The sequence below is a fragment of the Saccharopolyspora antimicrobica genome (genome assembly GCF_003635025.1).
Taxonomy (GTDB): domain Bacteria; phylum Actinomycetota; class Actinomycetes; order Mycobacteriales; family Pseudonocardiaceae; genus Saccharopolyspora; species Saccharopolyspora antimicrobica.
Window position 1 is genome coordinate 5,745,767 of sequence record NZ_RBXX01000002.1, and the last position, 12,724, is coordinate 5,758,490.

The 12,724-nt window shown below is 70.5% G+C and carries 11 protein-coding genes; 5 read left to right on the forward strand and 6 right to left on the reverse strand.

The window, feature by feature from the left end:
* Positions 1–18: 18 nt before the first annotated feature.
* Entirely contained in the window at positions 19–1,035 is a 1,017-nt protein-coding gene (locus tag ATL45_RS27510) for an SDR family oxidoreductase (RefSeq protein ID WP_246025873.1), read from the forward strand.
* 129 nt (positions 1,036–1,164) lie between these two features.
* Here ATL45_RS27510 and ATL45_RS27515 read toward each other — a convergent pair whose 3' ends face one another.
* Genes ATL45_RS27515 through ATL45_RS27540 form a run of 6 tightly spaced genes read right to left on the reverse strand, consistent with a single transcriptional unit; the run spans position 1,165 to position 8,102 of the window.
* A complete protein-coding gene (locus ATL45_RS27515) occupies positions 1,165–2,505 on the reverse strand; it encodes a serine hydrolase domain-containing protein (RefSeq protein ID WP_093149057.1) in 1,341 nt (446 codons plus the stop codon).
* Positions 2,502–3,512 carry an ABC transporter ATP-binding protein gene (locus tag ATL45_RS27520; RefSeq protein ID WP_093149054.1) on the reverse strand — a complete coding sequence of 337 codons (1,011 nt, stop codon included), beginning with the start codon at positions 3,510–3,512 and terminating at the stop codon, positions 2,502–2,504. Before ATL45_RS27520 ends, ATL45_RS27515 begins: the two co-directional genes overlap by 4 nt.
* Positions 3,509–4,522 carry an ABC transporter ATP-binding protein gene (locus ATL45_RS27525; RefSeq protein WP_093149051.1) on the reverse strand — a complete coding sequence of 338 codons (1,014 nt, stop codon included), beginning with the start codon at positions 4,520–4,522 and terminating at the stop codon, positions 3,509–3,511. The genes ATL45_RS27520 and ATL45_RS27525 overlap by 4 nt, the downstream gene beginning before the upstream one ends.
* A 2-nt stretch (positions 4,523–4,524) precedes the next feature.
* A complete protein-coding gene (locus tag ATL45_RS27530; RefSeq protein WP_093149049.1) occupies positions 4,525–5,415 on the reverse strand; it encodes an ABC transporter permease in 891 nt (296 codons plus the stop codon).
* A complete protein-coding gene (locus ATL45_RS27535; protein ID WP_093149045.1) occupies positions 5,415–6,416 on the reverse strand; it encodes an ABC transporter permease in 1,002 nt (333 codons plus the stop codon). The genes ATL45_RS27530 and ATL45_RS27535 overlap by 1 nt, the downstream gene beginning before the upstream one ends.
* A 33-nt stretch (positions 6,417–6,449) precedes the next feature.
* Positions 6,450–8,102 carry an ABC transporter substrate-binding protein gene (locus ATL45_RS27540; protein WP_170210366.1) on the reverse strand — a complete coding sequence of 551 codons (1,653 nt, stop codon included), beginning with the start codon at positions 8,100–8,102 and terminating at the stop codon, positions 6,450–6,452.
* Positions 8,103–8,336: 234 nt separating this feature from the next.
* Here ATL45_RS27540 and ATL45_RS27545 point away from each other — a divergent pair, with 234 nt between their 5' ends.
* From ATL45_RS27545 to ATL45_RS27560, 4 genes are all read left to right on the forward strand, one after another.
* A complete protein-coding gene (locus ATL45_RS27545) occupies positions 8,337–9,377 on the forward strand; it encodes an Lrp/AsnC family transcriptional regulator (protein WP_093149037.1) in 1,041 nt (346 codons plus the stop codon).
* Between the two features lie 318 nt (positions 9,378–9,695).
* Positions 9,696–10,094: an ArsR/SmtB family transcription factor gene (locus tag ATL45_RS27550; RefSeq protein ID WP_093149034.1), complete on the forward strand. Its 399-nt coding sequence runs from the start codon at positions 9,696–9,698 to the stop codon at positions 10,092–10,094.
* Positions 10,095–10,215: 121 nt separating this feature from the next.
* Complete coding sequence (locus ATL45_RS27555; protein ID WP_093149030.1) at positions 10,216–11,040, forward strand: p-hydroxycinnamoyl CoA hydratase/lyase; 825 nt, start codon at positions 10,216–10,218, stop codon at positions 11,038–11,040.
* Complete coding sequence (locus ATL45_RS27560) at positions 11,037–12,581, forward strand: AMP-binding protein (protein WP_093149026.1); 1,545 nt, start codon at positions 11,037–11,039, stop codon at positions 12,579–12,581. The genes ATL45_RS27555 and ATL45_RS27560 overlap by 4 nt, the downstream gene beginning before the upstream one ends.
* Positions 12,582–12,724: the final 143 nt, after the last annotated feature.

Sequence of the window (12,724 nt, forward strand, 5' to 3'; positions counted from 1 at the left end):
CGGAGAGGGGGCCGGGTGGTGCGGACCGGGCAGAACACACGCGTCGTCGTGGTGACGGGTGCGAGCGCCGGCATCGGGCGTGCGGTGGCACGCGAATACGGCAGGCGCGGATGCCGTGTCGCGCTGCTTGCCCGCGGTCGTCGCGGCTTGGACGGTGCTGCTGAGGACGTGCGTCGATCTGGTGGCACGCCGCTGACCGTTCCGGTGGACGTCGCCAGCTCCGAGGAGGTCTTCGCCGCCGCGCAGCACGTGGAGGACGCGCTCGGCCCCATCGACGTCTGGGTCAACGACGCCTTCACATCGGTGTTCGCCCCGTTCCACGAGATCAGCCCCGAGGAGTTCCGGCGCGTCACCGAAGTCACCTACCTCGGCTGCGTGCACGGCACGATGGCCGCGCTGAAGCACATGCGCCCGCGCGACCGGGGAACGATCGTGCAGGTCGGGTCGGCCCTGGCGTACCGCGGAGTTCCGCTCCAGTCGGCCTACAGCGGCGCCAAGCACGCCATCCAGGGCTTCAACGAGGCGCTCCGCGTCGAGTTGCTGCACGACCGCAGCCGGGTGCGCACGACGATGGTGCAGTTGCCCGGGGTGAACACGCCGCAGTTCTCATGGGTGCGTTCGCGGTTGGGCGACCACCCGCAGCCGGTCCCGCCGATATTCCAGCCCGAGGTGGCGGCCCGGGCCATCGTGCACGCCGGCGACCACCCGCACCGGCGCGAGTACTGGGTGGGCGGCAGCACGGTGAAGACCTTGCTGGCCAACGCGGCAGCACCGGGACTGCTCGATCGCTACCTGGCGCGGAAGGGGTACGCGGCCCAGCAGAACTCCGGTGTCCACGACCCGCACCGAGCCGACAACCTGTGGGAACCCGCCGACTCGAACGGCCACGACTACGGAGCCCACGGAGTTTTCGACGACGTCTCCAAGTCGCGCAGCACCCAGCTGTGGCCGTCGCACCACCACGGCGCTGTCGCAGTGGGAGTGCTCGCCGCCTGCGGAGTCCTCGGTGCCCGCCGCTTGTTGCACACCCGATGAACGAAGGCGACCTCGGAGCTCAGCCCGGGCCCTGGTTCGAAGCCGCGAACTGTCCGCGCGAAGGCCGCCACGTCCGTGTGCTCGCACAGCCGTTCGTGCACCGCGCGAAGTCCTGGCTCCGACCAGCGATCACTCCGGCATCCGGGGTGCCAACCGGTCGCGGAGGCGGAGGCCGGTGATGGTCCCGGCACTGTCGCGGCGGACGTCGACGGGTGTGCCGCGTTCGGCCGCCGGTTCGGTGATCACCAGCTCGTCCGGGCCGCTCCACTCGACGCGTTCGACCGACGGCGGTTCCAGGTAGTAGCAGCCCGGCTGCGGTTGCGGGCGGCGGATGCGCACCTCCGCACCGCCGTCCGGGTGCGGGGTGAGTTCCATGCGGTAGAACGTCGCGTCGAACTCGCCGGTCAGCTCGGTCCCGTCAGCAGGCGCGCGGCCAGGTCGGCGCGGGGTTTCCGGCTCGATGCCGACCAGTTCGCGCAGCAGCGCGCTGCGCACCTCCTGGTTGATCCGGTCGCCGGACGTGCCGTTGGTCAGCAGCACGAATGCGGTTCCGCGGTCGGGGACCAGGCACAGCTGCGTGCAGTACCCGATGGTCAGCCCGCCGTGGTGCGCCAACCGCACGCCGTCGACATCGTCCAACCGCCAGACCAGCCCGATCCGCTCAGCCGGTCCGCTGCGCTCGCGCTGCGGCGTGAACGGCTCCGCCGGCGTGTTGCCGTCGAGGTGGTGCTCGGCGTAGCGGAGCATGTCGCGCACGCAGGACACCAGCCCACCGCCGGGCACGTCCCAACCGGGCAGCTGCCAGCCGCGCTGCCACCCGGCGGTGCGCGCCACCTCGGGAACCTCGCCCCGGTGCGGTGCGGCGACGCGGTGGGTGATCACCTCGTCGGCCGTGGTGAAGGTGTGGGCCATCCCGGCCGGTTCCAGCACCTCGGTGCGGACCAGGTCCGCGTACCGCCGGCCGGTGACCACTTCGAGCAGGCGTCCCGCCACGATCAGCCCGGCGTTGCTGTACGAGTAGTCGGTGCCGGGGGCGAACACCAGCGGCAGCCCGGCGATGTGCGCCACCCCGGTGGCGATCGAGTCGTCCGCGCCATCGGCGAGCAGCCGGGGGCCGTTGAGGATCAGGTGGTCGCCGGACAGCCCCGAGGAGTGGGTGAGCAGGTGCCGGATGGTGATCCGCCCGTCCAGGCCGGAGTCGGGCAGGTGGTCGACGACCAGGTCGTCCAACCTCAGCCGCCCGGCCCCGGCCAGCTCGGCGAGCATCGTGGCCGCGAAGGTCTTGGACACCGAGCCGATCTGGAACAGCGTGCGCTCGTCGACCGGCAGCGGGTGGTCCACATTGGTCACGCCGAAGCCGAAGTGGTCGCGCCCTTCCGGCGTGCGCACCCCGACGCCGACGCCGGGCACGCCCCACCGCCGCATCAGCGGCGGGACGATCTCGGTCAGCAGGCCGGACATGTCCGTCATGCGCGTGCACCATCCTCTGCGGGCGATCGGAGTTCTTCGCCGGGGCGAAGCGGGAAGAAGCAGGACGTGGCGCGGTTGCCCGCACCGGTCGGCGGGGGAGCGTCCTGGGAGCACCGCACCTGGGCCTTCGGGCAGCGCGGGTGGAAGGCGCAGCCGGTCGGCGGGTGCATCGCCGAGGGCACGTCCCCGGAGAGCACCACCCGCTTCCGGCGCGCTTCGGCGTCCGGGTCGGGCAGCGGGATGGCCGACAGCAGGGACGCGGTGTACGGGTGGGCCGGGGCGGCGAAGAAGTCCGCCCGCTCGGCGACCTCGACCACCTTGCCCAGGTACATCACCGCCACCCGGTCGCACAGGTGCTTGACCACGGACAGGTCGTGCGTGATGAACACGTAGGTGAGGCCGAGCTCTCGCTGGAGGTCCTTGAGCAGTTCGAGGATCTGCGCCTGGATCGACACGTCCAGCGCGGAGACCGGCTCGTCGCAGACCACCACCTTCGGCCGCAGGGCGATGGCCCGGGCGATGCCCATCCGCTGCCGCTGCCCGCCGGAGAACTCGTGCGGGTAGCGGTCGCGGTGGTCCGGGTGCAACCCGACCATCTCCATCAGCTCGGCCACCCGCCGCCGCACGTCCGGTTGCCGCTGGATGCGCAGCGGCTCGGCGATGATCTCGCCGACGCTGAGCCGGGGGTTCACCGACGCCGACGGGTTCTGGAAGACCATCTGGACGTCGCGGCGCAGCCGGGACAGCTCGGCACCCCGCTTGGCGAAGATGTTCTCGCCCTCGAACAGCACCTCGCCGCTGGTCGGCGTCGCCAGCCTCAGCAGCAGCCGGGCGAGAGTGCTCTTGCCGCAACCGGATTCGCCGACCAGGCCGAGGGTTTCCCCGCGCCGCACGCCGATGTCCACGCCGTCGACGGCCCGCACCAGACCGCCGCGCCTGCGGAACAGGCCGCCGCGCGCGGGGAAGTGCATGGTCAGGTCCCGGGTTTGCAGGAGGTGTTCGCTCATCGGCCCGCCTCGGTCGGTTCGTCCAGCGCCGCCGCCAGTGCCCGGAACTCCGCCGCGGTGTGCACGCACGCCGCCCACCGGCCCGCCGCCTTGAGGTCCAGCGCCTGCTCCGTCGTGGTGCACCGGTCGTCGGCGAACCGGCACCGCGGCGCGAACCGGCAGCCCGGCGGCGGGTCGGCCGGCGACGGTGGCTGCCCGCCGATCGGCACCGGCGGGTCGTCGGCGTCGAGCCTGGGCACCGCGCGCAGCAGGGACCAGGTGTAGGGCATCAGCGGATCCTGGAAGAGCTCCTTCGGGGTACCGGACTCCACCGCTGTCCCGCCGTACATCACCAGCACCCGGTCGGCGATCTGGGAGACCACCCCCAGGTCGTGGGTGATCATGATGATGGACATGCCGTGCGCCGCCTTCAGCTCGGCGAGCAGTTCCAGGATCTGCGCCTGGATGGTGACGTCGAGCGCGGTGGTCGGCTCGTCCGCGATCAGGATCTTGGGCCGCCCGGCCAGCGCGGCGGCGATCATGGCCCGCTGCCGCATCCCGCCGGAGAGCTGGTGCGGGTAGTCGCGGGCGCGCTGCGCAGCGCCGGGCATCCCGACCTCGTCCAGCGCCTGCACGGCGCGGCGCAGCGCCTGCTTGCGCGAAACCCGCTCGTGGCTGCGGATCGCCTCGGCGATCTGGTCGCCGACGGTGAGCACCGGGTTGAGGCAGGTGGTCGGGTCCTGGAAGATCATCGAGATCTCCTTGCCCCGGATCGCCCGCAGCTCGCGCTCGGTGGCGCCGAGCAGGTCGCGGCCCTGGTACCGGATCCGGCCCCCGGCGTAGTGGCAGGGCGGCGACGGGTTGAGCCGCATGATGGACATCGCGGTCACGCTCTTGCCGGAGCCGGATTCGCCGACGATGCTCAGCGTCTCGCCCTCGGCGACGGAGAAGGAGACCCCGTCGACGGCGCGGACCACGCCCTCGGCGGTGCGGAAGTGCACCCGCAGGTCGTCGACTTCGAGGAGGTCCATCGTCAGCGCACCGCCTTCGGGTCGAAGACGTCGCGGAAGCCATCGCCGATGAAGTTCACGCACAGCACCGCGAAGGCGATCGCCAGTCCCGGGAAGACGATGGCGAACTGGCTGGTGAGGAACACGTGGAAGCCGGCGCGGAAGGCGTCGGAGAGCATGGCACCCCATTCCGGTGTCGGCGCCTGCGCGCCGAGGCCGAGGAAGGACAGCGCGGCGATGTCCAGGATGGCCGCGGCGAGGCTGAGCGTGGACTGGACGATCAGCGGCCCCGTGCAGTTGGGCAGCAGGGTGCGCAGGAGGATCCGCGCGTGACCGGCGCCCATGGACCGCGCGGCCTGCACGTAGTCGCTGTCCCGCAACCCGATCGCTGCCGACCGGACCACCCTGGCGATCTGCGGGACGGAGACGATGCCGACCGCGAGCATGGCGTTCCAGAGCCCCGGCCCCAGAGCCGAGACGATCATGATGGCCAGCAGCACGCTGGGGAACGCCAGCAGGATGTCCATCAACCGCATCAGCACGGTGTCGTACCAGCCGCCCCGGTAACCGGCGAGCAGTCCGATCCCCGTCCCGACGGCGGTGGCCAGTGCGACCGCCAGCAGCCCGGCGGACAGCGTCACCCCGGCGCCGTGCAGCAGCCGGGACAGGATGTCGCGGCCCAGCTCGTCCTGTCCGAGCAGGTGCGCGCCGCTCGGCGGCTGGAACCGGCCGGCGAGGTCCTGCGCGTACGGGTCGTACGGCGCGATGACCGGTGCCAGCACGGCGATCAGCGCGAACAGCCCGAGCACGACGACGCCGAGAACGGCCAGCCGGTTGGCGAAGAAGGCACGCCGGCGCCGGGACGGTCGGCTCCGGGCGCCGGTCGGCGGCGCGGAGGCAGCCACTTCGGCCATCAGTACCTCACTCTCGGGTCGAGGACCGCGTACAGCAGGTCGACCGCGAGGTTGACCAGCACGAACAGCAGCGATCCGTACAGCACCACGCCCTGGATCAGCGCGTAGTCGCGCTGGTACACCGCCTGGTAGGCGATCTGGCCGATGCCCGGCCAGGAGAAGATCGTCTCGGTGATCACCGCGCCGCCGAGCAGCAGGCCGAGCTGCAGCCCGATCACCGTGAGCACCGGCAGCATCGAGTTGCGCAGGCCGTGCCGGAAGGTCGTGACCAGCGGGTGGAGCCCCTTCGCCCGCGCGGTGCGGATGAAGTCCTCGGCCAGCGTCTCCCGCATGCTCGACCGGGTCATGCGCATGATCACCCCGCACGGGATGGTCGCCAGCGCGAGCGCGGGCATGACCAGGTGCGCCAGCGAGGTCCGCAACATCGCCCAGTCACCGGCGAGCAGCGAGTCGACCACGTTCAGCCCGGTGACCGCGGGCAGCGATTCGGCGGCGGGCAGCCGTCCCGGGAACGGCAGCAGGTGCAGGTTCACGCCCAGCACCACCATCAGCAGCATGGCCAGCCAGAAGATCGGCATGCTCACGCCCGCGACGGCGAGCACCGAGGCGGCCTTGTCCAGCAGCGAGCGCGGGCGGCTGGCCGCCAGCGTGCCGAGTGCGATGCCGACGACCACGGCGATGACCAGCGCGGCCAGCGTCAGCTCCAGGGTCGCGGGCAGCCGGGCGGCCAGTTCGGCGACGACCGGCCGACCGGTCACAGTGGACTCGCCGAGATCGCCCTGCAGCGCCCGGACCAGGAACAGCCAGTACTGGGCGATGACCGGCTCGTCGAGCCCCATCTCGGCGCGCAGCTCGGAGATCTGCGCGGGAGTGGCGTTCTCCCCGAGGATGACCTGCGCCGGATCGCCCGGGATCATCCGCACGGTGAAGAACACGACCGCCGAAACCCCGAGCAGCACCGGGATCAGCTGGCCCAGTCGGCGCACGGCGTAGGTCAGCACGGGCGCTCGCCTCCTCGGTGCGGGGTGCGCGGTTCAGACGGTGAGCGCATCGAGGTCGTCCATGGCGATGTTGGTGCCGAAGCCCGCGAAGCCGGAGCGCAGCGCGATCGGCGGGCTGACGTAGGCGATCGGGAGCACCGGTACCTCGTCGTGCACGATGCGCTGGACGGTGGCGTAGCGGGCACGTTGTTCCTCCGGATCGGTGGTGACCCTGGCCTCGGCGAGCAGCGCGTCGACCTGCGGATTCTGGAAGAAGGACAGGTTGGAGGAGTTCTCCGGCGTGGCGCTGGCGCCGGCGTACCAGTAGTTCAGCGGGAAGTAGGAGTCCACGCCGATCGTGGTGCCGCCGAACATGGCGATGTCGTGCATGCCCTTGCCGGTCCGCTCCACGTAGGTGGCGAGCTCGTAGGTGACCAGCTCCGCCGCGATCCCGACCTCGGCCAGGTTCGCCTGCACGACCTGGGCGACGCCCTTGCCGTCCGGCATGTAAGGCCGGGCGGTGGACATGTACCAGAGGCTGGTCCGGAACCCGTCGGGCAGCCCGGCTTCGGCCAGCAACCGCCGCGCCAGGCCTGGGTCGTACGGGTGCGGCCGGATCGAGCGGTCGACGAACGCGGAGATCCCGTACAGCGGCGCACCGGCCACCTCGGCCCGCGCGCCGAAGAAGTGCTCCACGATGCGCGGCAGATCGATCGCGTGCGCGATCGCCTTGCGCACCAACGGGTTCTGGAACGGTGCGCGACGGGTGTTCATGGCGAAGTAGCTGAAGCACTCCTGCGGGTGCTGGACGACGGTGAAACCCGCTGTTTCGCGCAGCGCGTCGGCGTCCTGCGGCACGATGCCGTTGACCGCGGAGAGCCCGCCGCCGACCAGCGCCGCCACCCGGGCCGCGCTGTCCGGAATGGACGTCAGCACCACGGTGTCCACCCGTCTGCCGGGCCCGGTCTGCCGCGTGCCCCACCAGGATTCGTTGCGGTGCAGGGTGATCTTGTTCCCGTGGTCCCAGGACGCCAGCGCGAACGGGCCGGTGCCCACCGGGCGTTCCCAGAAGCCTTCGACGTCCTGCCGGATCGCGGTGGGCGAGGCGATGCCGAACTGCGCTCCGGCGAGGGTCGGCAGGAACGGCCCGTACGGTTCCCGGAGGGTGAACCGCACCGCGTGCGGGCCGACCGCCTCCACGCGGGTGATCACCGACTCCTCGTCGAAGCCGCCGAAGAGGTTGGCGTAGTAGGCGAACTTGCTGCTCTGCGGGCCGCCGCCCCGGTGGTGGGGGTGGTCGCTCTCGCGCCAGCGCCGGAAGTTGAACACCACGGCCTCGGCGTCGAGCGGGGTCCCGTCGTGGAACCGCACGCCCTCGCGGAGTTCGAAGGTGTACTGCCTGCCGCCGTCCTCGGGTTCGGGAACGGCGGTCGCCAGTGCGGGCAGCAGCGCCCCGTCCGGGGCGTAGCGCAGCAGCGAGTCGAAGATCTGGTGGATCACCGCGTAGGACTCGCTGTCGGTCTGGTTCATCGGGTCCAGCGAGACCGCGTCCGCGCCCCGCCCGTAGACGAATGCTGCACCGCCGGCTCCGGTCCGCTCCGGGGTCCCGCACCCGGCAAAGCCGAGCAGCACCGCTCCGGCCCCGGCGAGCTGGAGCAGGCCGCGGCGGGACAGCCCCGGCCCGGTCCGGGTGAGCTTGTGCGTCATCGCAGCTCCTCTTTCTCCATGCGCTGAGCCGACGTGAGTGGAGGGGACTCCGGCCCGCATCGGGCGCGTGATCCCCGGGTGCGCTGCGCGGGCGTCTCCGGGTAGCTGTTCCGGCGCCACGCAGGTCAGCGCCGGTGATCTCGCGCTGGGCTGGACTAGAGTGTGAACTCGGCGGCGCATGAACAAGATCATTCGCTCGATTCGCTCACTTCATGCCCGCTGGGAGCGAGAAACGTGCATGAGGACTTCTCCGAAGACGACTTGGCGCTCATCCACGCCCTGCAGCTGTGGCCCCGCGCGCCCTGGGCGGCGCTGGCCCCGATGCTCGATGCATCGCCGACGGCGCTGGCGCAACGCTGGGCCCGGCTCCGCGACGCGGGCCTGGCCTGGATCACGGCGTACCCGGAGTACGGCGAGCTCTCCGGCGGCGCGATGGTGGCGCTGGTCGAGATGAACTGCGCCCCGGGCGCGGTGGACGACGTGGCGGGGCGGCTGGAGCTGACCCACCGCGTGCACAACGTCGAGCACGTCGCGCAGGGCCGAGACCTGCTGCTGACGGTCGCCGCCAGCTCGTTCGGCGAGCTCTCCGCGCTGCTGCTGGACGAGCTGCCGAAGCTGCCCGGCGTGGCCTCGCTGCACTCCCACATCGGGACCAAGCGGCACATCGAGGGAAGCCAGTGGCAGCTCGACGCGCTGGACAGCGCGCAGCGCGAGGCGATCCGGCAGGCGGGCCGCGCCGAGCGGGACCGCCCCAGCGAACCGATCTACCTGCGCTCCGACGTCTTCGCGCCGCTGGTGTCGGCGTTGGCGCACGACGGCAGGGCGACCGCGGCGGAGCTGGCCGAGCGGCTCGGCCGGCCGACCTCCACGGTCCGCCGCCAGCTGGCCGCGCTGCTGCGCTCCCGAGCGCTCCGGCTGCGCTGCGAGGTCGCCCAGCTGCACACCCGGTGGCCGATCGCGGTGATCTGGTGGTGCCGGCTGCCCAACAGCGCCCTGCCCGCGGCCGTGTCCCGGTTGCGGGAGGACCCCCGGGTGCGGTTGTGCATGTCCGTGACCGGTTCGGCGAACCTCGTGGTCAACGCGTGGACGGCGAGCATGGCCGACCTGATGAGCATGCAGGACGACCTCGAAGCGCTGCTGCCCCCGGGCGGGATCACGAACAACTCGGTGATCCTGCGAACCCGCAAGCGGGTCGGCTGGCTGATGCACGCCGACGGCCGCTGCACCGGCGAGGTCGTCCCGCTACCCGGCCCACTCGCCGAACCGACGGCCTGAGAACTGCACCGCGCGGGCGCCTGCTCACTGGAGGGCTTTGTGGGCCTGGCGGTTGATCGGGAGTGGCTGGCCGAGAGTTCGCACGGTGAAGGGCTTTTCGGGCATCGCGAAGACCTGGACGTATGTCCCGACGACAGGATGGCGTCGTTGAGCAGGCGTCGAGGGGTCGGCGGAGGAGAGCACGCCGTCGGTGGACGCAACCAACTGGTCTCCATAGCGTGATCGACCGGATGGTTGTCGTGTCTGGAGGTGTCATGGGGTTACCCGATCGCATCGAACAGACCGTGAAGTTCGCCCACCCGCCCGACGAGTTCGTCGATGTCGCCTGATGCCGAAGCGATCGCCGAACAGGTCTTCACCGCGCTGGCCGACCCGACCCGGCGCGCCATTCTGGCCGCGCTGACCGAAGCGGGCCCGGCCACGGCCACGGACCTGGCCACCCGGTTGCCGATCACGCGGCAGGCGATCAGCAAGCACCTGGCCCTGCTGGCCGAAATTGGCCTGGTCACGGTGGAATCGGGGGAGCGGCGCCGGGTGCGCTACGGACTGCGCTCCGCGCCGTTGCAGGTGGCGCAGCAGTTCCTGGCCGCGCTGGCCCGGGACTGGGGCGGCCGCCGGCCGCGCGCGAGTTCCGCGAGCGGCGCCAACTTTCCGCATGCCGACCCGCGCATCCACGACGGCAAGTTAGGAGATGCCGCCCGAAAGCGCACCGTGTGATCCTCGGATTGTCGGTGGCCACACCAGAAAGGTGCGCCTGCGGTAGCCCAGAAGACCTCGGGTCGAGCGATCAACAGCTGCGCGCGTCCGCATTTTCGTCTACAGGAAAGAAGGCTGAAACGTGATCACGCTGGACACTGTCAACCTTGAGATCGACGGGCCCAAGGCCACGATTTACTTCAACCGGCCGGACAAGAAGAACGCGATGAATCCCCAGCTGCATCGCGATATGAACGAAGCCTTGGACGTGATCGAGGAAACCGGGGGCGTCAAGGCGGTCGTCGTGACCGGGAACGGCGACAGCTTCAGTTCCGGAATGGATCTCGAAGAGTGCTTCCTGCGGCCCTTCGACGACCCGCAGCTGTTCTACAAGACCAATCTGGTGGCGCTCAAGTGGTTCCAGCGCCTGAAGGCGTTCCCGGCGGTGACCATCGCCAAGGTGAACGGTTACGCCTTCGGCGGCGGGTTCGAGGTGACCGGCCTGTGCGACCTGGCGGTCGCGGCCGAGAACGTCAAGTTCGGTCTCTCGGAGATCAACTTCGGCATCTTCCCCGCGGGTGGTGCCACCTGGGCGGTGACTCACAACATGCCCCGCAAGCAGGCCCTCTACTACATCCTCACCGGCGACACGCTCACCGGTAAGCAGGCCGAGGAGTACGGGCTGGTGAACAAGGCCGTGCCCGCCGACCAGCTCGACGCCGAGACCGACCGCATCGTCGGCAAGATCGTGAACAAGAACCCGGTCACGCTGGAACTGGCCAAGCAGGTCTACGAGAAGACCACCGGGCTGGACCTGCCTGCCGCCATCGACTACGACCAGGCCAAGCTGTGGGAGCTGTCCCGCCTGAGCAACAACGAGTGGATCACCGTCGCGCTCAAGCAGTTCGAAAAGCGCAGCTACCGGCCCGGCCTGAAGACCTACGATCGGGCGGACGTGGCGTCATGATCTTCAGCGGCGAGCGCGTTCCCGTTCCCGACATGTCGTTGACGTCCTACGTGCTGCAACGAGCGGAGCACAACGCCGCCAGGGTGGCCGCCGTCGACGTCGCGGGGGAGAACGCGCACACCTACGGCGAGCTCGCATCGGCCGTACGTCGCGCCGCCACCGGACTGCACGCCCGCGGCTTCCGGAAGGGCGACGTGCTCGCCATGCTCACGCCCAACGTGCCCGAGTACCCGATCGCCTTCCACGCCGCGGCCGTGGCCGGCGGCACGGTGATGGTGCTCAACCCCCTGGACACGACCGACGAACTCGTCGGCCACCTCAACGACGCGGGCGCGCGGTTCCTCGTGGTCCTGCCGTCCGAGGCGGCGAGGGCGGGCGAGCTCCGGGCCCGCTCGACGGTCGAGGAGATCGTCGTGTTCGGCGAGGCCGACGGCGCGACGCCGTTCGCCTCGCTGCTGGCCTCCGCCGACGCGCCGCCCGCCGTGGCCATCGATCCGGCGCAGGACGTGGTGGCCCTGCTGCACTCCAGCGGGACCACCGGCTACCCGAAGGGGGTGATGCTCACCCACCGCAACATGGTCGCCAACGTGCTCCAGACCAGCCGGGTCGCACCGCTGGGCGAGGACGAGAAGGTGCTGGCCGTGCCGCCGTTCCACCACGCCTTCGGCCTGATCATGGTGCTCAACGCCAGCCTGCTGCAGGGCGCGACGCTGATCACCATGCCCCGGTTCGACCCCGAGGCGTACTTGAAGGCGATCGAGCAGCACCGCATCACGCGGCTGTACGTCGTGCCGACGATCGCCGTGCTGCTGGCCAAGAGCCCGCTGGTGGACCGCTACGACCTGTCGTCGGTGCGCGAGATCGTCTCCGGCGGCGCCGCGCTCGACCCCGAGATCGCGGCTCTGGTCCGTCAGCGCCTCGGATGCCACATCGGGCAGGGCTACGGCCTCACCGAGGCGCTGGTGTCGTTCATGCAGACCGGCGTGCCCGTCGCGCCGGGCTCGGTCGGCCGCAACGCCCCCAACATCGAGTGCAAGATCGTCGACGTGACCACCGGCGAGGAGCTGGGGCCCAACCGCAACGGTGAGATCCTGATCCGGGGTCCGCACCGGATGAAGGGCTACCTCAACGCCGAAGAGGCCGCTGACGAGGTGATCGAAGCCGATGGCTTCCTGCGCACCGGCGACCTCGGCCACTTCAACGACGCCGGGGAGCTGATCATCGTCGACCGCATCAAGGAGCTCATCAAGTACAAGGGGCAGCAGGTGTCCCCGGCAGAGCTCGAAGCGGTGGTCATGGCGCACCCGAACGTCGCCGACGCGGCGGTGGTCGGGGTGCCCGACGAGGAGGCCAGCGAGGTTCCGAAGGCCTTCGTGGTCACCAGGGGGCCTGCCACGCCCGAGGAGATCATGGCCTTCGTCGCCGAACGCGTCGCGCCGTACAAGAAGATCCGGCAGCTGGAGTTCATCGACGAGATCCCCCGCACTCCCGTCGGCAAGATCGAACGCCGCAGCCTGGTCGCGCGGGAACGCGCCGCCTGAACGATTCCCACAACACCGTGCCCGGTGGCGGAGTTCCGGCTCCACCACCGGGCACGGTCATGCCGGCGTTTCGATAACAGCGGTAATAACAGCCGATATTCCGATGACGCCAATCTGGAAGAAGAAACAGGGGGCGATTTCCA

Coding starts and splice junctions, on each gene's coding strand:
- ATL45_RS27520 (WP_093149054.1), bottom strand. CDS start 3,512: ATGAGCGAACACCTCCTGCAAACCCGGGACCTGACCATGCACTTCCCC.
- ATL45_RS27540 (WP_170210366.1), bottom strand. CDS start 8,102: ATGACGCACAAGCTCACCCGGACCGGGCCGGGGCTGTCCCGCCGCGGC.
- ATL45_RS27525 (WP_093149051.1), bottom strand. CDS start 4,522: ATGGACCTCCTCGAAGTCGACGACCTGCGGGTGCACTTCCGCACCGCC.
- ATL45_RS27515 (WP_093149057.1), bottom strand. CDS start 2,505: ATGACGGACATGTCCGGCCTGCTGACCGAGATCGTCCCGCCGCTGATG.
- ATL45_RS27550 (WP_093149034.1), top strand. CDS start 9,696: ATGTCGCCTGATGCCGAAGCGATCGCCGAACAGGTCTTCACCGCGCTG.
- ATL45_RS27530 (WP_093149049.1), bottom strand. CDS start 5,415: ATGGCCGAAGTGGCTGCCTCCGCGCCGCCGACCGGCGCCCGGAGCCGA.
- ATL45_RS27560 (WP_093149026.1), top strand. CDS start 11,037: ATGATCTTCAGCGGCGAGCGCGTTCCCGTTCCCGACATGTCGTTGACG.